The sequence below is a fragment of the Rhizorhabdus sp. P4_G5 genome (assembly GCF_056401065.1).
Window position 1 is genome coordinate 657397 of the sequence record NZ_JBFUKB010000003.1, and the last position, 26370, is coordinate 683766.

The window sequence follows — 26370 nt, forward strand, 5'->3', positions numbered from 1 at the left end:
ATGCACCAAAATGGACGCCGCGGCCGGGCTGGCGCCGATTAGCCCTTACGCACGATCATTCCGAAAGACGTTGATACCCAACGCAATAGTGCGAGTTTCAGATGGGGATCGCTGCTGTACGGCGGCACATCGATGAGGCGGTCGAGTTCGCTGTCGCCGCTATCGAAGGTGATGGGAAAAACCTCGTGCCCCGCGGCGATCAGGCGACGGGACAATAACTCGAAGTCGGCGCGGCGAAACAGCACGGTCGCCCCGCCTTCGAGCGTTCCCTCGTTCGAGCTGAGGTTCAGTTCGGTAGTGTGCACCGCCAGGCCTCCCTTTTTGAGGCATCGCAGCGAGTTCTCGAAGAATTGCAGGCCTGCCTCGATCGATCCCAGATGTTCATAGGCGCAGGACGACCATGTGAAGTCGAAATCGGTAAGATCGGCGGGGATCGCGTTCATGTCGACAGGTCGATAGGAGACGCGCGCGAAGAAATCGGCCTCGCTGCATAGCCCGGGATAATGCATCTCCCTGAGATTTCCGCCCAGTTGCGCGGTGTCGCCCCAAATCTTTGCGCGATCGTCCTCGGTCGGCAGGTCGGTTGCAAGCACCTCGCAACCGGCAGCGGCGAACAGCGATGACATCGGTTCGACACCCACCCCGAAACCGAGCCCGCGATGACCAGGCGCAATGGCGCCATGATATTCAAGCGCGCGCAGAATAAAGGCGAATTCCCAATGCTTGCGGTGCAATGAGTTGGGCTGGCCAAGCCGGTCGGACAATTCCCGGAAAATAGGCTCCTGCATCTGATGCGCCGTGCACATCTGGGAAATCGGTTCGACCAGCGTGGCCTTCCTATCAACGACGATGTTTTTCAGCGTACCGGTACCCGGCTCCGACAGGAAATCGCGCCGCGCCGTATCGAGCCGCGCTACCAGGGCGTGGTCGGGTTCGCCGCCGATCGCGCTGATTTCGATCTCATCGGCATAGGCGTCGGCATCGGACGAAAGCGTTCCGATGAGCGCGTAGCTATGGTCCGGGTCCGCCGACACCGCTAACTCGATCCGGCCTCCACCAGCAGCAAGGCGACGCAGCGGCCATTGCTTAGTTTTGACCACCTCAGTCTGCCCGCGATCATCGAGCCGGTTGATCGTCAGCGTCAGTTCACCCGCTTGCGCCGTGAGGCCCTTGAGGCCCACCTCGAAATCTATGCCGGTGCCGGCCGCCGCGATGTAATCGCTATGAAACATATAACCTGACACCAGCCGTGCATCCGTTCCGCCATGATCGACGACGCCGCTGGCATGGCCATTCGGAAAGAAAAAGCCGGGCAGGCGCACCTTGGGGGCGCTGCGCAGCAACGTGAGGAAGCGTGCCCTATAACGCTGAGCCAATCGCGCGGCCCATCCTCGCAGCGGTAAAATCGGACGCGGCGAACGCTCTGCGGACAGGGGGCTGTTGATGGTCATGGTAGGAGCGTCCCTGTATGACCGCGAGCGCAACGTTTCAACAACGCAGATCAGAGGGCTGCCCCACAGCGCTGAGCTCGGCGCTGCAAAGTCGCGAGATCAGCGCTGGAAGATAAGCATTTGCTGCGCTGCGCCGTGCAGTATATCGGAGCGGCTGATAGAACAGATGCCGCGTTCGTCGTCGATGCTCGAAATCCTGAAGCCTGCCGCTTCGGCTTCGTCCAGCATGGCTGGGGCGTTCTTATAGCTCGATGGCGTGAACTCCACGATCACGTTGCGGAGACGATCGCCCGCGATCATCGCAGTCATCCCGCGCCAGATCTCTTCCTCCATGCCCTCTGCGTCGATCTTGACCAGCGCTGCATCGAGCGCCCCTGGCACACCATCCAGACGTCGGGTCCGCGCCTTGATGAAGTTCGGCCCGTCGGGGGTGAGCGAGGTAACCTGGGTGCCGCCGGGATGGTTGAAAGACAGGAGGAGGTTGACCTCCTCGCCATCCGTCGCGCCAAGCACGACCTCATGGAGATCCACGCGGGTCTGAAAACCGTTGAGCAACAAGGATTCCCGCAACCGTTTCGCCGTTCCCGGGTTCGGTTCGAAGGCCAGCACCCGTCCAGGAGTTCCGCCGACAGCCGCCATGACGATGGTAAAATAGCCGAGATTGGCGCCGACATCGATGGCCGTCATGCCGTGCCTCATCAAATCGATGATGACTTCGGTGGTTCGCGGTTCCCAATAGCCCTGCATGATCAGATGCGGTGAGATACTCCGATCCGAAGGGTCGGCATAGAGCTTGTAACGGCCGAGGATACGGCAAAGGATCATCTCGTCATCGAGGCGGATCGCCCACGCCATATGCCTGAGATAGAGCTCGCGCAGCAAAATCTGCAAACGCGGCCAGCGGCGGAGCCATGATCGGCGGTGCGCGAGAAACGCGTAGTTCAGGGGATGGCCCATCGGTCGAATCCTAGCGAGTAAAGACCAGCATCTGATCGACATGCGCGGGTCTTGCCAGGATCTCCTCGCGCGTCGTCGGAACGACGCCTGCCTCATAGTCGATATGGGCCGACGAGAAGCCGCTGGACATTATCGTGTCGAGGAACCCGCCCGGGTCGCCATAGCGCGCCGCCGTGAATTCGAGGATGACGGTAAGGGGCCGCCGGCTGTCGAGAATACCCTGCATCCCGGCCCAGACATGCTCTTCGGCGCCCTCGACGTCGATCTTGATCAGATCGATCGTATCGGCGCCCGGGAGCTCGTCGAGACGCAGGATCGGGATGTTCGCGGCGATATCCTCCGCTCGTGCTGGATGCGGGCTAAGATAGGCGTTCTTGGGTTCGTGCGGCGGGATCTGGAGGATCGCTTCTCCGCTGGCGCGGCCCAAGGCGGCCCGGTGCAGGGTAGTCCGCCCGAGAAAGCCGTTCACTTCGATGGTCTTGGCGAGCTTCGCCGCGATCGCCGGATTGGGCTCGAACGCGTCGACATGGCCGGTTTCGCCGACCAGATCCGCCATGATGAGCGTGAAATAGCCGAGGTTCGCACCGCAATCGACGACATGCATGCCCGGCCGCACGCGCGTCACAAAGGCTTCGGTGACCCACATCTCCCAATAGCCGCTGAGCAGCATGTGGCTCGAAAACCCGAGATCGGTTGTGTCGACGAACATGCTATACCGGCCCAGCACGCGGCAGAGTGAACTGTTGTCGCCGAGATAGGCATTATCGCACAGTCCGCGAATGATCGCCTGGTTGCGGCCGCGGCTGCCCGGCTGCAGGCTGGCGATGTCGAACAGCGGCTTGCCCTCGACGGTTGCGGCAGGGGCCCTGACCGCACGCTTCAGCGCGCTGAACAGCGACATTTCAGCGTTGTCCCGCGTTCACGGCGGCGCCAGGCGCGCGCTCACCGGGAGCCGAACAGGGCAGCGCGACGATCGATGACCAGGCCGACGCTGACAATTCACGGAAAACCAATATTCCCCCTGCGGAGTGCTGAAATTGAAGATCGGCCACGCTATGGCCCCATGAAGCTGGTCTTTCAACCATGCAGATGGTCCCGCCCGCCAGCATTGCCATTCCTCCAGTGCACCGCCATATTCTCCCGTGCGGAGGCAGATTTGAACCAGGCTGGATTTGGGCAGGGCGGCGACAGGGGCTGGTTGCAGCGGATGAATACGCTGACCGCCCGGCGCGGCGATGCGTCCCGGCCGCAGATTCCCGCTGGCCAGCGGGTCTATGCGGTCGGCGACGTCCATGGCCGGCTCGACCTGCTGCTGCCGCTGCTGGCGCAGATCCGCGACGATATCGCCGCCCGCGCGCCGGCCGACAACCATGTCGTGCTGCTCGGCGACCTGGTCGACCGCGGCCCCTATTCGGCGGAGACGATCGAGTTCGCGCTCGGCTATCTCCCCGGCTTCGCGACCTTCCACGTGCTGATGGGCAACCATGAGGAGGCGATGCTGCGGGCGCTCGATCCGCTGGAGGACCGCAGCGAGAATCTGTGGCTGAAGTTCGGGGGCTATGAGACGCTGGCCAGCTATGGCGTCCCGGTGTCGACGCTCGGCGAACAGCTGCCGCCGGTCGAGACGCTGCGGCACTATATCCCGGAGCGGCATCGCCAGTTCCTCGACAGTCTGCCGGATGCTATCCGCTTCGGCGACTATGTGTTCGTCCATGCCGGCATTCGGCCGGGGGTTGCGCTCGAAGAGCAGAATTCGAGCGACATGCGGTGGATCCGCCACGAGTTCCTGCAACATCGTGGCGATCTCGGCGCGTGCATCGTCCATGGCCACTCGATCTCGACCGAGCCCGACGTCCAGGCGAATCGCATCGGCATCGACACCGGCGCCTATCGGACCGGCGTGCTGACCGCGCTGGGCCTGGAAGGCGACCGCCGGTGGCTGGTGCGCGCCAGCGTCGTCGATGGCGAAGTTCAAACGAAATTAAGCAGCCTGGGTTAAGCACCGAATCGGGGGCGGGCGCCCGCKGCCGGGGGACCGGSGGGGCGCCTCGCCGATAACGAGGAGGATGCGCCGCATGCGGCGGGTGCGTGGACGATCGGCTCTTGCCGTCGAAGCCCTGGATGAGATCGATGCGATCCGTTTTCGCTTCGTGCGCGGCCTGTTTCCGCGCGCCGGCGAGCATGACCAGCAGTCGCTCGCCAATCGCGTCCGCATGGCGGTCGACGCCATGCCGATGCTGCTGCTGGCGAACGCCGCCGTCGCCTGTGGCCTCTGGCTGGTGCGGGCGCCGCGACTGAACCTCGCGCTGGGGTCGATCGTTGCGCCGCTGGGCCTGCTCCTGGCTGCAGGTACCGTCATCCGCCACCTCGCCCGCCACAAGCGGCCGGCGCGCAGATCGCCCGAACAGATGCACGCACTGGTCGCGCTGTTCGGGCTGGCGCAGGGCCTGTGCTGGTCGGCCTGGATGCTGGGCGCCGCGCGCGACATGACTTCTGCGAACTGGCCGATCGCGGCGGTCGCCTATTCGGCGCTGCTCGTGATCACGACACTGGTGTTCGCGCCCGTGCCCACCGCCGCGCTGGCGCTGTGGCTGACCCTGTCGATCAGCGTCGCGCTGGTGGTGAACGACTGGATGGCGCTGGTCATCCTGGTCCCGCTGCTGGGTATCGCCACGGTCGCGCTCGGCGGCATTTCGGAGCGCAGCTACCTGGCCTCGCGCCGCTGGCTCGCCAACGCGGCCTCGGCGCTGAAGGCGGCGGTGCTGCTCCGCGAGTTCGAGGAGAACCGGCGCGGCTGGTTCTGGGAGACCGACGCGCGCGGCCTGCTCAGCTATATCTCGCCGCAGATCGCGGCCGCGCTCGACCTGTCGGTCGACGATCTTCTCGGGACGCCGATGACCGGCCTCGTCCTGCACGAGCGGCGCGATGTGCGCGGGACCGGCGACGGCGAACGCACGCTGGGCTTCCACCTGTCCACCCGCCTCGCCTTTTCCGAGATCGCGGTGCGCGCCGCGGCCGGGCAGGATGTCCGCTGGTGGTCGCTGTCCGGACGACCAGCCTTCGACGAATATGGCAGCTTCCTGGGCTTTCGCGGTAGCGGCACCGACCTGACCGAGATGCGCCGTTCCGAAGCCGAGGTGAAGCGGCTGGCGAGCTACGATGCGCTGACCGGCCTGCCCAACCGCATCCTGATGCGCCGCACGCTCGACGAGTCGCTGCACGATGGATCGGGGCGCGCCCAGCGCACCGCGCTGTTCATGCTCGACCTCGACCGCTTCAAGACCGTCAACGACACGCTGGGCCACCCGATCGGGGACATATTGCTGCGTCAGGTCGCCGATCGCCTGAACAAGGTGGTCCATAATGACGGCCAGGTCGGCCGGCTCGGCGGCGACGAGTTCAACATCGTGCTGCCCGGCATCGTCGACAAGAGCCGGCTGGCGACCCTGGCCGCCGCCATCATCGCCGAGCTGTCAAAGCCCTATTCGATCGAGGGCGCGCATGTCTCGATCGGCGCGTCGATCGGCATCGCCATGGCGCCCGACGATGGCGCGAGCGCCGACAAGCTGGTCCGCAACGCCGATCTCGCGCTCTACGCGGCCAAGGCGGACGGCAAGGGCGTCCACCGCTTCTACGAGCCCGAGATGCATGCCACCGCCAAGGAGCGGCGGCTGCTCGAAATGGACCTGCGCAAGGTGATGAACGAGGGTGGGCTGCATCTCGTCTACCAGCCGGTGGTCGACGCGGAGAGCGAGACGATCGTCTGCTTCGAGGCGCTGGCGCGCTGGAATCATCCGACGCGCGGGCCGGTGTCGCCCAGCGAGTTCATCCCGATCGCCGAGGAAATCGGGCTGATCGCGCAGATCGGCGAATGGGTGCTGCGCACCGCCTGCCTGGAAGCGGCGAACTGGCCCGATCCGGTGCGCGTTGCCGTCAACATCTCGCCGATCCAGTTCGCCAGCCCTGCGCTGCCCGGCATCGTGATGAGCGCGCTGGCCGCGGCCCAGCTACCGCCCCACCGGCTCGAGCTCGAGATTACCGAGGGCGTGTTCCTGAACGACGATGCCGCGACCGACGCGATGTTCGCGAAGCTCAAGGCGATCGGCGTCCGCTTCGCGCTCGACGATTTCGGCACCGGCTATTCGTCGCTCGGCTATCTGAAGAAGGCGCCGTTCAACAAGATCAAGATCGACCAGAGCTTCGTGCAGGGCGCCGCCGTGCCAGGCAACCGCAACGCCGCCATCGTCCGGGCGATCGTCGCGCTGGCCGAGAGCCTGGAGATGGAGACGACCGCCGAGGGCGCCGAGACCCCCGAGGAGCTGGCGCTGATCCGCTCGCTCGGCTGCAGCCATATCCAGGGCTATATCTTCGGCCGCCCGATGCTGTCGGACGAGGCCCGCGCGCGGGTTTCGGGGTCGGGCAAGCTTGTCATGCCGGCGCTGCTGGTGACCCGCGATCCGCGCGTCGCGGTGCTGCGAGCGGCCACTGTCCGCAGCCGGCATGGCGTCGATACCGGCCGCGTCCGCAACCTTTCGCGCTCCGGCGCGATGATCGAATGCGGGATCGGCTTTCGGCCGGGCGAAACCGTGACGCTCGATTTCGGCGACGGCCGGCCGGTGGGCGGGGTGATCCGCTGGGCCGACGAGGACCGGTTCGGGGTGGCTTTCGACCAGCCGATCGAAGCCGAGCAGATGAGCCCGCAGCGCATGATGCGAAGCGCAGCGGGATAGAGGGATTTCGAGGCAGATGGAATCATCTGCCGGCTCGGAAAATCCCGGAAAACGGACAAAACCTGGGATCGATCCGGTTCAATCCGAACGGGATCGAGTCCAGCAGCGCCCGGCAGTCGGGCAGATAGCGGGCGATCGCCCTGATCCGGCCGGAGCGCACGCCATGCTTCCAGGCGTGGCGATTGCCGCGCGGCGCGCCGCTGCCCTTGCCGCCATGCATCCGGCAGCGCGCGCGGCCCCCGACGGCCGGCGACCGGCAGGGCGATCCAGCGCCTTGCGGCTATGAGCAGCAGACTCACTGCCTGAATTCCTGTAATCTCGTCCGTTGTTAAGGAGAGCCGATATGGCAGGCGGTCTAGCCATTGTGCTGAGCGGCGGCGGCGCCAAGGGCGCCTTTCAGGTCGGTGTCATCCATGAGCTCGTCGTCAATCGCGGCGTTCGGGTCGATATCGCCGCCGGGGTCTCGACCGGCGCCATCCAAGCGCTGGGGATCGCGCAGGACGATGTGCCCGGCTTGCTGGACGCCTGGCTCGGCATCAAGGGCAATGGCTCGATCTACAAGGAACGTCCGCTCGGTGTCGTCGGCGGGATTCTCGGCGAGGATGCGATCTACGACGCTGCGCCGCTGAAGCGTCTCATCAAGGGCTTCGCCGACGAGGAGAAGCTGGCAGCGAGCGGGCGCAAGTTGCGGCTCGGCGTCGTCAACCTCGGCGCCGGCACCTATCGCAGCATCGACGAAAGCGTGCCTGGCATCCACAATTGGGTCTATGCGAGCTGCGCGATGCCGCTTTTCTTCGATCCGTTGAAGACGCGCGCCCGTGACGGAACCGAGGAACAATGGGTCGACGGCGGAGTGCGCGACGTGACGCCGCTCAGCACTGCGCTGGAGCTGAACCCGCGCGGCGTGATTGCGGTGCGCGCGTCACCCGCACCGCAACCGGGGCGGGTCCGCACCTACGGCAATTTGATCAAGATCGGGTTGCGGGCGGTGGATATCCTGCAGTCGGAGGTATCGGCCAACGATTTGGCCGGCGCCGCGCTGATCAACGATCTGATCGCGGCGCGCGAAGCGCAGCTTCGTGCGCTGCAAGCCGAAGGCATCGGAGGCGCGCAGGCAGCGCGCATCCTTCGGCCGCTCGACGTTCAGATCGCGCGCTATCGCTTCGCGCCGATCCGGATCATCGAGCCCGACGAGGAATATTCCGAGACGCTCGAATTCGACCCAGCGAAGATCCGTGCCGCGATCGACGCCGGCCGCCGCGCGGTCGAGCGTGAGTGGGAAGCACTCGAACCGCTGTTAAGTTGAGATGATCCTCATTCGCTGACCTAAATCTTGAGCTGGCTGCCCAGCTCCACCACCCGGTTGGTCGGCAGCTTGAAATATTCCATCGCGCTTTCCGAACTCCTGGTCATTCCGGCAAACAGTCGTTCGCGCCACAGCGCCATGCCCGGCTGATCCTTCGAGGCTATCAGCTTCTGTCGACTGAGGAAGAAGCTGGTGCTCATCATCGCGAACGGCTCACCGATCGTTTTCAGGTCGGCAAGCTCGCGCGGGATATCGACCTCCTCCATGAAGCCGTAATGCAGTATCACGCGGTAGAACCCGTCCCCGACGGAGGAGGTCTCGAACCGCCGACCGGTCTCCACATAAGGTGTTTCGTCGACCTGCACGGTCAGAATCAGCACGCGCTCGTGCAACACCTGGTTGTGCTTCAGATTGTGCAGCAGCGCGGCAGGGATGGCTTCGGCCGACGCCGACAGGAACACCGCCGTTCCGCGGACGCGGTGGGCCGAGCTGGCCGCCGACCTGACGAATACGGGCAGCGGCAGCGCGTCTTCCGCCAGCCTTTCGCGCATCAGCCGGCGTCCCGAGGCCCAGGTGCTGAGCAGAATGAATATCAGCGAGCCGACCAGGATCGGGAACCACGCGCCTTCGAACAGCTTGGCCACTCCCGATGCGAGGAAGATCACGTCGATGGTGATGAAGGTGGCGAAGCCGATCGCGCCGCGCCAGAGCGGCGCCTTCCATATGCGGAACACGACGACATATTGCATCAGGGTGGTGATCAGCATCGTGCCGACGACCGCGAGCCCATAGGCCGGCAGCATGGCGGCCGAATGGCGGAACGTGACGACCAGTAGCGCGACCATCGCCGCGAGCGCCCAGTTGACCGCCGGCACATAGATTTGCCCTTTCGCCCGCGAGGAGGTGTGCGCGATCCGCATCCTGGGCAGGAAACCGAGCTGGATCGCCTGCTGGGTCACCGAGAAAGCACCGGAGATGACGGCTTGGCTGGCGATGATGGTCGCGAGCGTCGCGATCACCAGCAGGGGGATCGTCAGCGAGGCCGGGACCATATGGAAGAACGGATTGTCGGCAAATTCCGGATGCTGAAGGAGCATCGCTGCCTGGCCCATATAATTCAGCATCAGTGCGGGAATGACGATAAAGAGCCAGGCGGCGGTGATCGGCCTGCGTCCGAAATGACCCATGTCCGCATAAAGCGCTTCCGCGCCCGTGACGGCGTAGATGACCGCGCCCAGCGACAGGAACGCGTAGAACGGGTGAGCCGCGAAGAACCCCCAGATGTACACGGGGCTGAGCGCCCGGAGCACCTGCGGGTAGGCACTGATGTGCACCGCGCCCATCGCGGCGATCACAATGAAATACAGCAGCATGATCGGGCCGAACAGCTTGCCCACGCGCTCGGTGCCATGCCGCTGGATCGCGAACAGGCCAATCAGGATCGCCAGCCCGATCCACACGATATGGGGCTCGAAACTGTTGCTGACGATGCCGAGCCCCTCGACTGCCGAGATGACCGAGATCGCCGGCGTCAGCATGGCGTCGGCATAGAACAGCGCCGTCGCGAACAGCGCACCGATCAGGAGCCAGCGGCGCGGCGCGGCCGCCCCCAATTGCCGGTTGATCAGGGCGAAGAGCGCAAGGCTCCCGCCCTCTCCGCGATTGTCGCAGCGCATGACGATGAAGACATATTTGATCGTGACGACAAGGATGAAAGACCAGAAGATCAGGCTGATGATCCCATAGAGATCGGTCACGTTCACGCCGAGATGGTAACGCGGATCGAGCGTTGCCTGAAGCGCGTAAAGCGGGCTGGTGCCGATGTCGCCGAATACGACTCCGAGGGCACTGAGGGTCAGTGCGGCCTTGGGGCCGGCGGCGTGGGCCGCGATTTCGCCATCCAGGGCGGAATTGCGAGTTTGTGCGATCGTGGACATGCCCATGATCTGCGCTGTGACCGCATAAAGATTCCATGTGGATTGCGTTGGTGAAGCCACGGAAACGTCGATTCCCTCTCGACGGCGGGGAGCATGGCAACGATCTTCAGTCCATGAGCACGAACCTTGTTTCCAGCGACGGACCGCGCGGTTTGACGTCAGGCGTGCTGGCCTATGCAGGCGCGCTGCTGCTCGTCGCGGGCGCGACAGGACTTGGCCTCGTCATAGCGCCGCGCTGGGGCAACGCCCCGGTCGTGTTGCTCTATCTCCCCGCCGTACTCGCCGCGGCGATCTATTGCGGCCTGTGGCCCGCGCTGGCCGCGGCCGCCGCTTCGACGCTGACCTTCAATTATTTTTTCACGGCGCCTTATCGAACGCTGTTCATCCACAGTCCTGCGGACGTGGTGACCGTGGTGATGCTGTTCCTCATTGCCGTCGTGACCAGCCACCTGGCCAGTTCGCTGCGGGTCCAGGCACAGCTCGCGGCGAGCCATGCCGCGCGTAACGCCACCATCGCCGGTTTCGCGCGGCAGCTGCTGTCCTGCGCCGACCAGGAGGATATCGCCAGGGTGACGGTGCGCGAATTGTCGACGCTGTTCGATTGCAACGCGGCGCTGCTGACGGGCGCCGATGCACCAAAGATCATCGCCGCCATGCCGGCCACGCCGATATTCGCGCCCAGTGATTTCGCCGCTGCGGCCTTGACGCTCACGACCGGCGAGGCGGCCGGGCGCGGCGTGCGCCGCATGGATCTGGCGGACTGGCACTTCCGGGCCGTCATGGCGCCGGATGCCGTCATCGCTGCGGTCGGCCTGGCCAGGAACGACGGCGTCGCTCCGATCGCGAAGGATCGGCTGCCGCTGCTCGAGAATCTGGTCGACCAGATCGCCCTCGCGCTGGAGCGGGCGCGGCTCGAACAGGAGATGCGCGTGCTGGGCGCGGTGCGCGAACAGGATCGCTTGCGGTCCGCTCTGCTCGCGTCGATCGGGGATAAGGTCAAGCCGGGGCTAACGGCGATTTCGGCCGCGGCAAAGGCGCTCAAGCGCGAGGGCACCGGTGACAAGGCACTCATATCGAGCGTCGCGGCGGAGACCGTGAAGCTCGAACGCTATATCGACAATCTAGTCGAGCTGAGCCCTGGATCGGACCGCAAACCGATCGAGGTCGGCCCTGTGAGCATCGATCTCTTTCATCGCTCGGTCGTTCGCGATGGCGTTGAAGTGCATCTTACGCCGAAGGAATATGCGGTGCTGGCCGAGCTGGCCCGGCATCCTGGACGTGTGCTCACGCATGGACATCTGTTGCGCACGGTTTGGGGGCCGGCGCAGGAAAAGCAGATCGACTATCTGCGGGTAGCGGTCCGCTCATTGCGCCAGAAGCTGGAACATGATCCGGCCGAGCCCGAGCTCATACTGAACGAGCCCGCCGTCGGTTACCGGCTCCTTGTCGGGAAAAAGGATTCCTAGCCTGCTCTCAAAAAGAGCCGAAAGGAAGCAGGGCCGCGACAGCTTCCCGCGCGGCAGGCTTTGCCCCTTCCACCCGATCCACCTATGAGCGCTGGTTCAACGTGCGGAAAGCTCTCCGTCGCTATGGGTTCGGCATAATCGATGGGTGGCTTGCGGATCAGATTGAAGCGGCTTCTGGCGGCCTGGCGCTTGCCGGTGGCGGCTGCCGTGGAAACCGCTCCCGATAGTGAGGCGGCGGCGGGCGTGGCGCGGCCGGGCTGGTGGCGTCGTCGGCCGTCGTGGCGGCGGATCGCCGCATGGGCCGGCCTTGCCGTGCTCGGGCTTGTCGCGGTCGCGATGCTGTGGGCGACCTGGGTCGCTCCGCCCTGGGGGGCGATGCAGCCGCCGCAGAAGCCGAGCTTCGTCTATCTCGCTGCCGACGGCACGCCGATCGCGCGGCGCGGCGCGGGGGAGGCGCCGGTCGATGCCGCGACCCTGCCGCTGCCGGTGCGCGGGGCGTTCATCGCGATCGAGGATCGGCGGTTCGCCGAGCATATCGGCATCGATCCGCGCGGGCTGACGCGGGCCTTCTGGCATAATTTCCGGGCCGGCGAGACGGTCGAGGGCGGCTCGACGATCACGCAGCAGCTCGCCAAGACCGCCTTCCTCTCGTCCGACCGGAAGATCGCGCGCAAGGTGCAGGAGGCGGTGCTGGCGCTGTGGCTCGATGCCTGGCTGAGCAAGGACGAGATCCTGTCGCGCTACCTGTCGACGATCTATTTCGGGGACGGCGTCTATGGTCTGCGCGCCGCCGCGCGGCATTATTTCCAGAAGAGGCCGGAGACGCTGAGCGTCGGCGAGGCGGCGATGCTGGCGGGGATGGTGAAGGCGCCGAGCCGGCTCAACCCGACGGTGAACCTGAAGGCAGCGCAGGCGCGATCGCGGCTGGTGATCGCGGCGATGGCGCAGGAGAAGATGATCCCCGCGAGCGAGGCGGCGGGCGTGCGGCTCGCGGTGCCGCGGATCGCGCCCGACGAACTGCCGGGCGGCACCTATTTCGTCGACTGGGTCGCGCCGCAGGTCGAGGCGGCGGCAGAGGAGGGCGGCGCCGGCGGGCAGGGCGGTCAGCTGACCGTCCGCACCACGCTCGACCGCGAGCTGCAGCAGGCGGCGATCAAGGCGGTGACATCGGTGCTGACCGGCTATGGCGACGGCGTACAGGCGAGCCAGGCGGCGCTGGTGGCGATGCGGCCCGATGGCCGGGTGGTCGCGATGATCGGCGGGCGCAGCTACAAGTCGAGCCCCTATAACCGCGCGACGCAGGCGCAGCGCCAGCCGGGATCGGCGTTCAAGCTGGCGGTCTACCTGACCGCGCTCGAGAATGGCGAGACGCCCGACACGCTGGTCGAGAATTCGCCGCTGACGATCGATGGCTGGAGCCCGCGCAACTATGGCGGGCGCTATGGCGGGCCGACCACGCTGCGCAGCGCCTTCGCGCAATCGAGCAATGTCGCCGCGGTGCGGGTCGCCGAGAGGGTGGGGCTGAGCAATGTTGCCAACACCGCGAAGCGGCTCGGCATCACCGCGCCGATCACGCCGGGGCCGTCGATGGCGCTGGGCACCTCGGGCATGACCCTGATCGAGCTGACATCGGCCTATGCCGCGGTGGCCAGCGGGCGGTATCCAGTGAAGGCCAGCGGGCTGGCGCAGGCATCCGCCGCGGGCGGGCAGGCGATCGATCCGCGCGTGCGCGAGGCGATGCTCGACCTGCTGTGGACCGCGACCAACCAGGGCACCGGGCGCGGCGCGGCGCTGGGCATCCCGACCTTCGGCAAGACCGGGACGACGCAGAACCATCGCGATGCGCTGTTCGTCGGTTTCGCGGGCGGGCTGATCACCGGGGTGTGGGTCGGCAATGACGACGACACGCCGATGCGCGGGGTGACGGGCGGGAGCCTGCCCGCGGCGATCTGGGCGCGGTTCATGGGCGCGGCCAGGCTGCGCGCGAGCGACCTGGACCTGCCGCCGATGCTAATGGCGGCGATCGAGCAGCGGCAGGCGGCGATGCGCGTGGCGGCGGAGGAGCGCGAGCTGGCCGAGCTGGAGGCGGCCGAGGCGGAGGACGAGCTGCGCGACGGTTCGCCGATCGGGCGCTTCATCGAGGGGATATTGCCCGACTTCCTGCGCGGCGACCATGACGCCCGGCCCGACGGGGCGGATTCCGATGCCGACACCGCTGCCCAGGAGGCGGCGCGCGAGCAGCGCCGCGCGCGGCTGGAGGAGTTGCGGCGGCGCAAGGCGGAGCGCGAGGGCGTGTTCCTCGAGGAGGACGAGGAGTAGGCTGGGCGACCGGCATCGCGGTTCGCGGCCGCTCGCCCCAGCCGCTTACTGCGTCATCAGTTCCGGGAAGAAGGCCTCGTGGGTGGTGCGCAGCGCGCCGAGGGCGACGCCGGCCAGCCTGTCGCCACCGGTGGTGCCGAGGCGGCGCGCGGTGACGCCCGCAGTGAGCGCGGCGGCGAGGACGGCGTCCGAGTTGCGGGTGGTGACCACGTAGCGGGCCTGGTCTTCGCCGAAGGCGGCGGCGTGGCCGAGCGGCTCGATCTCGGCGCCGATGCCACCGGCCAGCGCCATCTCCGCGATGGCGACGAGCAGGCCGCCATCGGCGATGTCGTGGACCGCGCTGACACGGTCGTCGAGGATCAGCTCGCGCACGAAATCGCCGTTGCGCTTTTCCAGCTGGAGGTCGACCGGCGGCGGCGGCCCTTCCTCGCGGCCGGCGATATAGCGCAGCCACAGCGACTGGCCGAGATGGTCGCCGGTCTCGCCGATCAGGACGATATGCTCGCCGGCGGCCTTGAACGCGATCGTCGCCATCCGGTCGACATCGGCGAGCAGGCCGATGCCGCCGATCGCGGGGGTGGGCAGGATCGCGCTGCCGGTGCCGTCGTCGTTCTTGGTCTCGTTGTAGAGGCTGACATTGCCCGACACGATCGGGAAGTCGAGCGCCTGGCAGGCCTTGGCCATGCCCTCGATCGCGCCGACGAACTGACCCATGATCTCGGGGCGCTGCGGGTTGCCGAAGTTCATGCAGTCGGTGGTCGCGAGCGGCTTGGCGCCGACCGCGGTGATGTTGCGCCAGCATTCGGCGATCGCCTGTGCGCCGCCCATCACCGGATCGGCGAAGACATAGCGCGGGGTGCAATCGGTGCTGATCGCGATGCCCTTGTTCGTGCCGTGGACGCGGACCACCGCGGCGTCGCCGCCCGGGCGCTGGATGGTGTCGGCGCCGACCATGTGGTCATATTGCTCCCAGATCCAGCGACGGCTGGCGAGATCGGGCGAACCCATCAGCGCGATCAGGTTCTCGCCGATGGTCCCCTTGGGCGCGACGGTGCCGAGCGGCTTGGGGGCGCGGGTCGGGACCCAGGGGCGATCGTAGAGCGGCGCTTCGTCGGCCAGCGGGCCGAGCGGGATGTCGCAGACGACATCGCCGTCGAAGCGCAGCACCATGCGGCCGGTATCGGTGACGCGGCCGATCACCGCGAAATCGAGCTCCCATTTGTGGAAGATCGCCTCGGCCTCGGCCTCGCGGCCGGGCTTGAGCACCATCAGCATGCGTTCCTGCGATTCGGACAGCATCATCTCATAGGGCGTCATGCCGGTTTCGCGGCAGGGGACGGCGTTCATGTCGAGCTCGATGCCGACCCCGCCCTTCGAGGCCATCTCGACAGAGGAGGAGGTGAGGCCGGCGGCGCCCATGTCCTGGATCGCGACGATCACATCGGTCGCCATCAGCTCGAGGCAGGCCTCGATCAGCAGCTTTTCGGTGAAGGGATCGCCGACCTGGACGGTGGGGCGCTTCTCCTCCGAATCCTCGGAGAAGTCGGCCGAGGCCATGGTCGCGCCGTGGATGCCGTCGCGGCCGGTCTTCGAGCCGACATAGACGATCGGGTTGCCGATGCCCGAAGCGGCCGAATAGAAGATCTTGTCGGTCTCGGCGACGCCAACCGTCATGGCGTTGACGAGGATGTTGCCGTCATAGGCCCGGTGGAAATTGACCTCGCCGCCGACGGTGGGCACGCCGACGCAATTGCCATAGCCGCCGATACCGTGGACGACGCCCGCGATCAGGTGGCGCATCTTGGGATGATCGGGCCGGCCGAAGCGCAGCGCATTGAGATTGGCGATCGGCCGCGCGCCCATGGTGAACACGTCGCGCAATATGCCGCCGACGCCGGTCGCGGCCCCCTGATAGGGCTCGATATAGGAGGGGTGGTTGTGGCTCTCCATCTTGAAGATGGCGGCCTGGCCGTCGCCGATATCGACCACGCCGGCATTCTCGCCGGGGCCGCAGATCACCTGCGGGCCGGTGGTCGGAAGCTTCTTGAGGTGGATCCGACTCGACTTGTAGCTGCAATGCTCGGACCACATCACCGAGAAGATGCCCAGTTCGGTGAGGTTCGGCGCCCGCCCCAGCGCGCGCAGGATGCGCTCATATTCCTCGATGGACAGGCCGTGCTCGGCGACGATTGCTGGCGTGATCTCGGTCATGCGCGAGCCGATAGCGACTTGGAGCGGCCGCGCCTATCCCCCATTTCCCTCTCCCGTGCGGGGAGAGGGCGAGCGAGGCACGCTGGACAGCTTGTCGACGGACCGATCTGCCACCTCGTGCCCTCACCCTCCCACTACCTTCGGCAGCGGGCCCCTCCCTCTCCCCAGGTGGGAGAGGGTCTTCAAGCGGTGACGAGATTCACCGCGCTTGGAACCGCGAGCGGGAGGCCGCCGGTCTTTTCCTGCGCCATCAGCTCCTTCTTGCGGGCGAGCAGCTGGTCGCGGAGCGCGACGAGGTCGACGTCGGCCTGGCGTGCCTGGACGAACATGCCCTCCTTGGCGGCTTCCTCTTCCTTGACGTGGTGCTTGATCTCCTCGGACAGCACCGTGACCTTGGCGTCGTAGAACTCGGCGTCCGGGCCCGCGCTCTCCAGGTCGTTGATCAGGATCTTCGCGCCGTCATGCTCGACATAGGCCTCGTCCAGCGTGTCATCCTCGATCTTGCCGCGCAGCGCCGGATAGAAGATCTCCTCCTCAATCATGGCGTGAATCTTCAGCTCGACGCAGATCTGGTGGCAGAGCTTCTGCTTGGACGAGGAACTGCTGGCTTTCTCGAACTTTTCGAACAGCTCCTCGACGGTGCGGTGATCGGCTTTGAGCAGTGCGATGGCATCGGTGAACTCGGGTTGCGCCATGGTGATGAACTCCTGTTGCGTGACCGTGGCTTAACGCACGGTATTGGCGAGAAGTGCCACGGCGGAGCCGGATTGCCTCCGCTGCGTTGAGCAGGAAGAGAGATGCGGCGAGCGGAGAGGACGGGATGAACAGGGAGACTATCGGCCGGGCGATCGGGGCAGCCAGCCTGGCCTTCGGCATCGCCGACATGCTTCTCGGCAAGCGGCTGGGGCGGGGGATCGGCGCCGGCGAGGAGATGGGCGGCCGGCTGTTCCAGGTGGTGGGCGTGCGCGAAGTGGCGACCGGCGTAGCGGGGCTGATCGCACCCGGCAGCGCATCGCCCGTGCAATGGCGGCTGGCGGGCGACATCTTCGACCTCGCCGCGCTCGGCTATATCGCGGCGCCGGCCAATCCGAAGCGCAAGATGGCGTTCCTGGCGCTCGGCATCGTCGCCGGCGTCGCGGCGATGGACTATCTCGGCGCGCACGCGCTCAAGCGGAACGGCTGAGCGCCGGCTTTGGCCCATTGGATCGAAGCTTCCGCGCAGGGGATTTATGTGCGGCCGGCCGACGCCTGGATCGACCCCACCGTGCCGGTCGACCGCGCGCTGATCACCCATGGCCATGCCGATCATGCCCGCGGCGGACATGCGATGAGCTGGGCGACGCCCGAGACGCTGGCGATCATGGCGTTGCGCTACGGCACCAGTGCGGGAACGCCGGTGGCGCTGGGCGAGAGCGTCCGGCTCGGCGGCGTCGACATTGCCTATGTGCCTGCGGGCCATGTGCTCGGCTCGGCGCAGATCATGCTCGAACATGCCGGCGAGCGGGTGGTCGTCACCGGCGACTACAAGCGCCGCGCCGATCCGACCTGCGTCCCGTTCGAACCGGTGCCCTGCGACATCTTCATCACCGAGGCGACTTTCGGCCTGCCGGTGTTCCGCCATCCCGCGATCGGGCAGGAGATCGACCGGCTGCTCGGCGCTCTCCATGCCACGCCGGATCGCTGCGTGCTGGTCGGTGCCTATGCCCTGGGCAAGGCGCAACGGGTGATCGCCGAACTGCGCGCGCATGGCCATGGCGATCCGATCTACATCCATGGCGCGCTGGAACGGATGTGCGATCTGTACCGTGACTTCGGCGTCGAGCTGGGGGAGCTCTATCCGGCAACGTCCGCGTCGATCGACCAGCTGCGCGGCAAGATCGTGGTCTGTCCGCCTTCGGCATTGAACGATCGCTGGTCGCGGCGGCTGCCTGATCCGATCGCGGCGATGGCGTCGGGCTGGATGCGGGTGCGGCAGCGGGCGCGGCAGAAGAATGTCGAGCTGCCGCTGGTGATCTCCGACCATGCCGACTGGGACGAGCTGACCGCGACCATCCTGGAAGTCGCGCCGTCGGAGATCTGGGTGACGCACGGGCGGGAGGAGGCGCTGGTCCACTGGTGCGGCCTGCATCAGATGCGGGCGCGCGCGCTGGCAGTGGTCGGCTATGAGGATGAGGACGAGGGGTGATTCCGGTGGGTCAAAGTCGAGAAACTGCGTCAGGAGTAGCGAGAAGCCCTCGGCTTCGCTCGGGCGGCTCCCTCGACTTCGCTCGGGACGAACGGCGCCACCTGTAAATGCGCGCCTTCTCGCAACTCCTCGACGGGCTCGTCTTCACCCGCTCGCGCAACGCCAAGCTGGCGCTGATCGCCGACTATATGCGGGAGGCGCCCGATCCCGATCGCGGCTGGGCGCTCGCGGCGCTGACCGGCGACCTCAGCCTGCCCGCGGTCAAGAGCGCCGCGATCCATGCGATCGTCGGCGAGCGGGTCGATCCAGTGCTGTTCGCGATGAGCCGCGACTATGTCGGCGACCTTGCCGAAACGGTTGCGCTGATCTGGCCGAAGCGGATCGACCAGCCCGCCGAGATCGACGACGGCTCGCTGACGCTGGCGGCGATCGTCGACCGACTGGCACGACTGGGGCGCGCCGAGGCGCCGGGCGCGCTCGGCGAGATGCTCGACCATCTCGATGCCAGCGGGCGTTTCGCCCTGCTCAAGCTGGCGACCGGGGGGCTGCGCGTCGGTATTTCGGCGCGGCTGGCGAAGACGGGCTTCGCGCAGGCGTTCGGCCTCGATGTCGATGCCGTCGAGGAGGTGTGGCACGCGCTGCGTCCGCCCTATGCCGAGCTGTTCGCCTGGGGGCAGGGCGGCGAGCGGCCCGATCCGCGCGGCACGCCCTTCTTCCGCCCGTTCATGCTCGCCCATCCGCTCGAGGAAGGGACGGTCGATCTCGTCGACTATGCCGCCGAATGGAAATGGGACGGCATCCGCGTGCAGATCGTCGGTACCGGCAGCGCGCTGCGCCTCTACAGCCGTGCCGGCGACGACATCACCGCGACCTTTCCCGATATCGTCCGCGCCGCCGAAGGGCTCGACGCGGTGCTCGACGGCGAGATGCTGGTGCAGGGCGAGGCGCAGGGCGCGGCCGAGCATGGTGGATCGGCGGCGTCGTTCAACGCGCTGCAGCAGCGGCTGGGGCGCAAGACCGTGTCCGCGAAGATGCTGTCCGACTATCCGGCCTTCGTGCGGCTGTACGACCTGCTGATCGTGGGTGGCGAGGATCTGCGCGAATTGCCCTGGACCGCGCGGCGTGCCCGGCTCGAAGCCTTCGCCGCGCGGCTCGATCCGGCGCGGTTCGATGTCTCGGCGGTGATCGACGCCCAGGATTTCGACGCACTGGCCGAGACGCGCGCCGGCGCGCGCGATGCCGCGATCGAGGGGGTGATGCTCAAGCGACGCGACAGCCCCTATGTCGCGGGGCGGCGAACCGGGCTCTGGTACAAATGGAAGCGTGATCCACTGACCGTCGACTGCGTGATGATGTATGCGCAGCGCGGGCATGGGAAGCGGTCGAGCTTCTATTCGGACTACACCTTCGGCTGCTGGTCCGAAGAAGGCGAGCTGCTGCCGGTCGCCAAGGCTTATTCGGGCTTTACCGACGAGGAGCTGAAATGGCTCGACAGCTTCGTGCGCAACAACACCGTCAATCGCTTCGGCCCGGTTCGCGAGGTGGAGAAGACATTGGTGATCGAGCTGGCGTTCGACAGCATCCATGAGAGCCGGCGCCACAAGTCGGGCGTGGCGATGCGTTTCCCGAGGATCGCGCGGATCAGGAAGGACAAGCCGCCCGAGGAGGCAGACACCATCGCGGCGCTGCGTAAGATGATCGTGTAGCTTGTGTCCGGGGATCCCGCTGCCCTGCATCGAATGGGCATGGATCGGCCGGCCAGCCATGGCCGCGCCAACGTCGTCGGGAACGATCCGCGGGCTGATGGTTTGAATCCATCAGTCGTTCCGCAGGAGAATCATCATGGCCGCGCGTGCCTATTGGCAGGGGCAGATTCGCCTCGCGCTCGTTTCGATACCGGTCGAGATCTACAATGCGACCAGCAGCAGCGCGCAGATCGCTTTCCACCAGATCCATGAACCTTCGGGCAAGCGGATCAAATATGAGAAGGTGGTGCCGGGGCTCGGACCAGTCGACACCGACGAGATCGTCAAGGGCTTTGAGGTGTCGAAGGGAAATTACGTCCTGCTCGAGCAGGACGAGATCGATGCCGTTAAGCTCGAGAGCAAGCGCACGCTCGACCTGATCCAGTTCGTCGATGCCAATGAGATCGACGTGCTCTATTTCGAGAAGCCCTATTATGTGGTGCCGGCCGACGAGCTCGCCGAAGAGGCGTTCATCGTCCTGCGCGAGGCGCTGCGGCGCACGCGCAAGGTCGGCCTTGGCCAGCTGGCGATGCGGGGGCGCGAATATGTGGTGAGCCTGAAGCCGTGCGGGCGCGGGCTGGTGATGGAGACGCTGCGCTATGCCGACGAGGTGCGCAAGGCGCAGGGCTATTTCCGCGACATTCCCGATACCACGCCGGACGAGGACCTGCTGGAGCTGGCCGAGACGCTGATCGAGAAGAAGACCGCCAAGTTCGATGCGAGCGAGTTCCACGACCGTTATGTCGATGCGCTCAAGGCGCTGATCGAGAAGAAGCGCAAGGCGAAGGGCCAGAAGATCCTCGAGGACGTCGAGGGCGACACGCCGGTCCGCAAGGGCAATGTCATCGACCTGATGGCCGCGCTCAAGAAGTCGGTGGGCGGCGCTGCGGCGGAAGCCAAGCCGCCCGCAGGGAAGGTGCCGCCGAAAAAGACGCCGGCAAAGCCCGCCGCGAAGGCCCCGGCGCGCAAGCGGGCTTGATCGATGGCGCGCCCCAGCCTCTCCGATTATAACCGGAAGCGCGACTTCAAGCGCACCGCCGAGCCGGCGGGCAAGGTCGGCAGCGGCAATCAGCATCGCTTCATCGTCCAGAAACATGACGCGACCCGGCTTCATTATGACTTCCGGCTGGAGATGGACGGCGTGCTGAAGAGCTGGGCGGTGACGCGCGGCCCCAGCCTCAACCCGGAGGATCGCCGGCTGGCGGTCCGCACCGAAGATCATCCGATCTCCTATGCCGAATTCGAGGGAATCATCCCCGAAGGCGAATATGGCGGCGGCACCGTCATGCTGTGGGACAAGGGCCATTGGGCGCCGATCGAAGGCAAGAGCGAGCGCGACCTCGACGAAGGCCATCTCCACTTCATGCTCGAAGGCGAACGGATGAGGGGCGAGTGGCTGCTGGTGCGGATGAAGGGCAAGCCCGGCGAGCGCAACGAGAACTGGCTGCTGCGCAAGATCGACGATGCCGAGGCGGGCGGCAGCGACGACCTGGTCGCGCGCGCGCTGACCAGCGTCAAGACCGGCCGGACGATGGCAGAGATCGCCGCCGACAAGAAGGGCAGCACCAGCCTGAAAGGCAAGCGCGGCAAGGCGTTCGATGCGATCATGGCCGAAGCGGACAAGCACAGCGAGGAGGTGAGCCGGCGCTCGAGCGACAGGGGAAGCCGCCAAAAACGCAGCGGGGGCACATTGCCCGGCTTTCGGAAGCCCCAGCTCGCGACGCTCGTCGACCATGTTCCGGCCGGCAGCCAGTGGCTCCACGAGATCAAGTTCGACGGTTATCGCGCGCTGGTTGCGGCGGCGGGCGACCAGGTGAAGATCTACACGCGCTCGGGTCTCGACTGGACCGACAAATTCGCACCGGTGGCCGAGGCCGTAGCGAAGCTGAACCTGCCGCCGGCGCTGATCGATGGCGAGATCGTCAGTCCGGACGAGAAGGGCAATCCAAGCTTCTCTGCCCTGCAGAAGGCGATCAAGGGCGAGGGCGGCGGCTTCGAGCTGTTTGCCTTCGACCTGCTGTCGTTCGATGGAGAGGACCTCACCGGACTGAGCACTGTCGAGCGCAAGGCGCGGCTGGCGGGGCTGCTGTCGGACGGCAGCGCGACGATCCACTATGCCGATCATGTCGTCGGTTCCGGCGAGAAGCTGTTCGAAGCGATGTGCACGGCGGGCCAGGAAGGCATCATCTCGAAGCGGGCTGATGCGGCCTATCGCGGCGCACGGACGAACAACTGGCTCAAGGTCAAATGCACGCGGCGGCAGGAGTTCGTCATCATCGGCTGGTCGAGCAGCAGCGCCAGCAGCCGCCGTTTTCGCGCGCTGCTGCTGGCTCAGCATAAGGATGGCAAGCTCGTCTATGCCGGCAAGGTCGGCACCGGCTTCAACCAGGACAGCATGGATATGCTCGCGGAGAAGCTCGCGGAGCGCGAGGCGACGTCACCCGCCGCGCCGGTACCGCGTGCCGAGGCGCGCGGGGCGCACTGGATCATGCCCGATCTGGTCGCCGAGATAGCCTTTGCGGAGTTCACCCATGACGATGTGCTGCGCCATGCGAGCTTCATCGGCCTGCGATCGGACAAGAAGGCCGAGGAGGTGACGCGCGAGGAGCCGGTGCCGGTCGAGGAAGCCGTCGCCGAGGCGCCGCTGATCCGGATCACCAATCCGGACCGGGTGATCTTTCCCGAGGCGAAGGCGACGAAAGGCGATCTTGCCGCTTATTATCAGGCGATCGGGCCGCTGATCCTGCCATGGGCGGCGCGCCGGCCGATCAGCCTGGTCCGCTGCCCGCAGGGGCGGGGCAAGCAATGTTTCTTCCAGAAGCATGATTCCGGCAGTTTCGGCGACCATGTCCACCATATCCCGGTGCGCGAGAAGGACGGCAGCACCGAGGATTATCTCTATGTCGAGGATGTCGCGGGGCTGCTCGCCTGCGTGCAGATGGGTACGATCGAGTTTCATGGCTGGGGATCGCGGATCGAGGATATCGAGAAGCCCGACCGGATGATCTTCGACCTCGATCCCGATGTCGGCCTCGACTTCGCCGATGTGAAGAAGGCGGCGCAGGATATCCGATCGATGTTGGCCGATATCGGGCTGGCCAGCTTCGCGATGCTGTCGGGCGGCAAGGGCGTGCACGTGGTCGTTCCGCTGACGCCGGCGGCGGAGTGGCCGAAGGTGAAGGACTTTTCCCACCGCTTCGCCGAGGCGCTGGCGCAGTCTGAGCCCGAGCGGTTCGTCGCCAACATGGCCAAGGCGAAGCGGGTCGGCCGCATCTTCATCGATTACCTGCGCAACCAGCGCGGCGCGACCGCGGTCGTCGCCTATGGCGCGCGGGCACGGGAGAACGCGCCGGTGGCGGTGCCGATCAGCTGGGATGAACTCGACGGCTTCGACAAGGCGAGCGCCTTCACGATCCTCGACGCCGGAAAGCTGCTGGCGCGCGCATCGTCGAAGGCGTTGAAGGGATGGGGCATGGCGGAGCAGCTGCTGCCCGACGTGTAATTGCTAACCGTCATCCCAGCGTAAGCTGGGATCCATGTCTCTCTTCACCGACAGACATGGACCCCAGCCTAAGCTGGGGTGACGATCTCGGAAGGGGATCGATCATGTTCGTGGCAGTCTATTGGTGGCGGGTCCATCCGGGGAAGGAGGAGCAGTTCGTCCGCGCCTGGTCGCGCGGCACCGACCTGATCCGCGAGATCTACGGCAGCTATGGCTCGCGCCTGCATCGCGACGGCGACGGGCGGTTCGTCGGCTATGCCGAGTGGCCCGACGAGGCGACCTGGCGCAGGGCGTTCGACCTCAAGATGGTCTATGACGAGCCGGAGACGCGCGCCGCGTTCGTCGATGCGGTCGCCGAGGTGCCGCCGGATGCCGATCCGATCTTCCGGATGGAGGTCGTGAGCGATCGCCTCACCACCCGCCGCGCTGCGCCCGCAACGGACTGAACCGGCAGCTCTCCCTTTCGTTTGAGCGCGAAAGGAGAGAGTCATGACCGACCAGCAGCAGCCGATGGTCCATGAGGACCAGCTTCCCGGGCGCGAGAGCGACCTGGAGCCCAAGCCCGACTGGGCACCGCGCTACCGGGGCTCCGGCCGGCTCGATGGCAAGGTGGCGCTGATCACCGGCGCGGACAGCGGTATCGGCCGCGCGGTGGCTGCGCTCTATGCACGCGAGGGGGCTGACATCGCGATCCTGTATCTCTGCGAGCATGAGGATGCCCGCAAGACCGAGGAGATCGTCCATGGCGAAGGACGCCGGGCGATGCGGATCGCCGGCGATATCGGCGACAAGGATTTCTGCGACCGCGCCGTCGCCGAGGTGATCGACAGCTGGGGCCGGCTCGACATATTGGTGAACAATGCCGGCGAGCAGCATCCCGACAAGGACATCACGGGAATCACCGAAGCGCAGCTTCGCCGCACCTTCCAGACGAATGTCTTCGGGATGTTCTTCCTCACCCAGGCAGCGCGCCCGTACCTCAAAAAGGGGGCGACGATCGTCAATTGCACGTCGGTGACGATGTATCAGGGCAGCGGCGAACTGCTCGACTATTCGAGCACCAAGGGGGCCATCACCGCCTTCACGCGCTCGCTGTCTGAAAATCTGGTCGGCGAAGGCATCCGCGTCAATGCGGTGGCGCCCGGCCCGATCTGGACGCCGCTCAACCCGTTCGGCGGGGCAAGCCCGGAAAAGCTCGAGCATTTCGGCGAGAGCACGCCGATGGGTCGTCCTGGGCAACCCAATGAGGTGGCGCCGGCCTTCCTGTTCCTGGCCTGCGAGGATTCAAGCTATATGTCGGGGCAGGTTCTGCATCCGAATGGCGGCACGATCGTCAACGGATAGCGGGCCGCTCCGTGATCGAAACAAAATGGGCGCCCCCGAAGGGACGCCCATCCTGTTCGTAAAAGCGGCTCCGAGGAGCCGGCCGATTACTTCTTGTCTTCGGCTGCGTCGGCAGCGTTCTCGGCTGCGTCGGCAGCGTTCTCGAGGTTCGCGGCAGCCGCATCGTTCGAGGTTGCATCCGCGGCGGCGTCGAGCGCATCGGCCTGGTTCTCAAGTGCAGCTGCCGTGTTGTCGACGGCATTTTCGGCCGGAGTTTGCTTGCTGCACGCTGCAACCGACATCAGGCCAGCGGCAACCAAAACGAGGGTCAACTTGTTCATTCGAGCAGCTCCCATAGCATCTATATCGGCCCGGCTCGAATGCCGTTCCTGCCGCTGACATAACGCTGAAGAAGAGGCCGTCAACGGAAAATCGACATGAATCGAAGGGTTAAGCGGTGAAACGCGGGCGCTCGCGCGGGGCGTCCAGCGCCGGTTCGGCGGGCGGAGCGCCGCAGAAATCCGGGATCGTTGCGCTGTCGTCCGACAGCGCCCGCCGCTCAAATCGCAACGGTTTCCGCGAGCGACAGCCGGTCGAGAATATTGGCGGTCTCGTCGCGCACCGACAGCATCACGCGGCGCAAGCGGCACTCCGCTTCCTCGACGCAATGATCGCAGGGCTCATAAGCGAGACGCGCGGCACAGGGCACCAGCGCCAGCGATCCGCGGGTCGCGCGGACGATGTCGCCATAGGTGATTTCGCTCGGCGGGCGCGATAGCCAATAGCCGCCTTCCTTGCCACGCATGGTCTCGACGAAGCCGGCCCGCTTCATTTCCGACAGGATCACGGTCAGGAACTTGCCCGGGATATTCTGCCGGTCGGCGATCTCCGCCAGCTGGATCGGGCCCTGGCCATAATGATCCCCGAGGTGGAGCAGGGCGCGAATAGCATAGCGGGTTCGTTGGGACAGCACGGTGATGCCTATGTGGAACCTGCGGGCGGGCGAGGCAACCCCATCTATAATGCTTTGGTAGAGTTAACGAGCGCGCGTATCCCGCTTGCGTCCCCGGGGGGCTTTGCCTATGGAGCGCCGGATCGGCGATGCCTGCGGGCGTCCTGTGGCGATCGTAGCTCAATTGGTTAGAGCGCCGGTTTGTGGTACCGGAGGTTGCGGGTTCAATCCCCGTCGATCGCCCCATTTTTTTCTCGCTGCGCCGTTCAGTGCTGGCCATCAACTG

20 protein-coding genes, 1 tRNA gene and 1 pseudogene are annotated in these 26370 nt (G+C 66.0%); 13 read left to right on the forward strand and 9 right to left on the reverse strand.

Features of this window, described 5'->3' with window-relative positions; genetic code table 11:
• Positions 1-38: 38 nt before the first annotated feature.
• The 3 genes from AC1DQK_RS07560 to AC1DQK_RS07570 form a co-directional block, all read right to left on the reverse strand.
• Complete coding sequence (locus AC1DQK_RS07560) at positions 39-1376, reverse strand: class I SAM-dependent methyltransferase (RefSeq protein WP_477868981.1); 1338 nt, start codon at positions 1374-1376, stop codon at positions 39-41.
• Positions 1377-1550: 174 nt separating this feature from the next.
• Entirely contained in the window at positions 1551-2408 is an 858-nt protein-coding gene (locus tag AC1DQK_RS07565) for an FkbM family methyltransferase (RefSeq protein ID WP_477868983.1), read from the reverse strand.
• 10 nt (positions 2409-2418) lie between these two features.
• Positions 2419-3309, reverse strand: coding sequence for an FkbM family methyltransferase (locus AC1DQK_RS07570; RefSeq protein ID WP_477868985.1), 891 nt, complete (start codon positions 3307-3309; stop codon positions 2419-2421).
• 306 nt (positions 3310-3615) lie between these two features.
• Between AC1DQK_RS07570 and AC1DQK_RS07575 the strand changes: the two genes are divergently transcribed.
• Together AC1DQK_RS07575 and AC1DQK_RS07580 are read left to right on the forward strand one after the other, a co-directional pair.
• Positions 3616-4407, forward strand: coding sequence for a metallophosphoesterase (locus AC1DQK_RS07575; RefSeq protein ID WP_477868987.1), 792 nt, complete (start codon positions 3616-3618; stop codon positions 4405-4407).
• 76 nt (positions 4408-4483) lie between these two features.
• Entirely contained in the window at positions 4484-7138 is a 2655-nt protein-coding gene (locus AC1DQK_RS07580) for an EAL domain-containing protein (RefSeq protein WP_477868989.1), read from the forward strand.
• 22 nt (positions 7139-7160) lie between these two features.
• On the opposite strand, the pseudogene AC1DQK_RS07585 reads toward AC1DQK_RS07580, so the two are convergent.
• A pseudogene (locus AC1DQK_RS07585) lies at positions 7161-7400 on the reverse strand (hypothetical protein); the annotation flags it as partial.
• Between the two features lie 81 nt (positions 7401-7481).
• Between AC1DQK_RS07585 and AC1DQK_RS07590 the strand changes: the two are divergent.
• Positions 7482-8444, forward strand: coding sequence for a patatin-like phospholipase family protein (locus tag AC1DQK_RS07590; protein WP_477868991.1), 963 nt, complete (start codon positions 7482-7484; stop codon positions 8442-8444).
• Positions 8445-8464: 20 nt separating this feature from the next.
• Here the strand turns inward: AC1DQK_RS07590 and AC1DQK_RS07595 are convergent, their stop codons facing one another.
• Positions 8465-10381, reverse strand: coding sequence for a potassium transporter Kup (locus tag AC1DQK_RS07595; RefSeq protein ID WP_477868993.1), 1917 nt, complete (start codon positions 10379-10381; stop codon positions 8465-8467).
• A 113-nt stretch (positions 10382-10494) separates the two neighbouring features.
• Here AC1DQK_RS07595 and AC1DQK_RS07600 point away from each other — a divergent pair, with 113 nt between their 5' ends.
• Positions 10495-11847, forward strand: coding sequence for a DUF4118 domain-containing protein (locus AC1DQK_RS07600; protein WP_477868995.1), 1353 nt, complete (start codon positions 10495-10497; stop codon positions 11845-11847).
• Positions 11848-12009: 162 nt separating this feature from the next.
• Positions 12010-14166, forward strand: coding sequence for a transglycosylase domain-containing protein (locus tag AC1DQK_RS07605; protein WP_477868997.1), 2157 nt, complete (start codon positions 12010-12012; stop codon positions 14164-14166).
• 45 nt (positions 14167-14211) lie between these two features.
• Here AC1DQK_RS07605 and purL read toward each other — a convergent pair whose 3' ends face one another.
• Both purL and AC1DQK_RS07615 read right to left on the reverse strand, forming a co-directional pair.
• On the reverse strand, positions 14212-16377 hold the full coding sequence (purL, locus tag AC1DQK_RS07610; protein WP_477868999.1) for a phosphoribosylformylglycinamidine synthase subunit PurL: 2166 nt from the start codon (positions 16375-16377) through the stop codon (positions 14212-14214).
• Positions 16378-16559: 182 nt separating this feature from the next.
• On the reverse strand, positions 16560-17072 hold the full coding sequence (locus AC1DQK_RS07615) for a hemerythrin domain-containing protein (RefSeq protein WP_477869001.1): 513 nt from the start codon (positions 17070-17072) through the stop codon (positions 16560-16562).
• 125 nt (positions 17073-17197) lie between these two features.
• Here AC1DQK_RS07615 and AC1DQK_RS07620 point away from each other — a divergent pair, with 125 nt between their 5' ends.
• From AC1DQK_RS07620 to AC1DQK_RS07650, 7 genes are all read left to right on the forward strand, one after another.
• Positions 17198-17560: a hypothetical protein gene (locus AC1DQK_RS07620; RefSeq protein WP_477869003.1), complete on the forward strand. Its 363-nt coding sequence runs from the start codon at positions 17198-17200 to the stop codon at positions 17558-17560.
• Between the two features lie 9 nt (positions 17561-17569).
• Positions 17570-18562: a ligase-associated DNA damage response exonuclease gene (locus AC1DQK_RS07625; RefSeq protein WP_477869005.1), complete on the forward strand. Its 993-nt coding sequence runs from the start codon at positions 17570-17572 to the stop codon at positions 18560-18562.
• Positions 18563-18669: 107 nt separating this feature from the next.
• The gene (locus tag AC1DQK_RS07630; protein WP_477869007.1) at positions 18670-20268 is read left to right on the forward strand and encodes a cisplatin damage response ATP-dependent DNA ligase; all 1599 of its coding nucleotides are present in this window, start codon (positions 18670-18672) and stop codon (positions 20266-20268) included.
• A 136-nt stretch (positions 20269-20404) separates the two neighbouring features.
• A complete protein-coding gene (gene ku, locus AC1DQK_RS07635) occupies positions 20405-21286 on the forward strand; it encodes a non-homologous end joining protein Ku (RefSeq protein WP_477869009.1) in 882 nt (293 codons plus the stop codon).
• A gap of 3 nt (positions 21287-21289) precedes the next feature.
• Entirely contained in the window at positions 21290-23809 is a 2520-nt protein-coding gene (ligD, locus tag AC1DQK_RS07640; RefSeq protein WP_477869011.1) for a DNA ligase D, read from the forward strand.
• Between the two features lie 104 nt (positions 23810-23913).
• The gene (locus AC1DQK_RS07645) at positions 23914-24255 is read left to right on the forward strand and encodes an antibiotic biosynthesis monooxygenase family protein (protein ID WP_477869013.1); all 342 of its coding nucleotides are present in this window, start codon (positions 23914-23916) and stop codon (positions 24253-24255) included.
• A gap of 43 nt (positions 24256-24298) precedes the next feature.
• Positions 24299-25153 (forward strand): SDR family oxidoreductase, encoded by an 855-nt coding sequence (locus AC1DQK_RS07650; protein WP_477869015.1) that lies wholly within the window; start codon positions 24299-24301, stop codon positions 25151-25153.
• A gap of 86 nt (positions 25154-25239) precedes the next feature.
• Here AC1DQK_RS07650 and AC1DQK_RS07655 read toward each other — a convergent pair whose 3' ends face one another.
• Positions 25240-25473, reverse strand: coding sequence for a hypothetical protein (locus AC1DQK_RS07655; RefSeq protein ID WP_477869017.1), 234 nt, complete (start codon positions 25471-25473; stop codon positions 25240-25242).
• Positions 25474-25691: 218 nt separating this feature from the next.
• The gene (locus AC1DQK_RS07660) at positions 25692-26105 is read right to left on the reverse strand and encodes an RrF2 family transcriptional regulator (RefSeq protein WP_477869019.1); all 414 of its coding nucleotides are present in this window, start codon (positions 26103-26105) and stop codon (positions 25692-25694) included.
• A gap of 148 nt (positions 26106-26253) precedes the next feature.
• On the opposite strand from AC1DQK_RS07660, the gene AC1DQK_RS07665 reads away from it, so the two are divergent.
• A tRNA-His gene (locus AC1DQK_RS07665) sits at positions 26254-26330 on the forward strand.
• Positions 26331-26370: the final 40 nt, after the last annotated feature.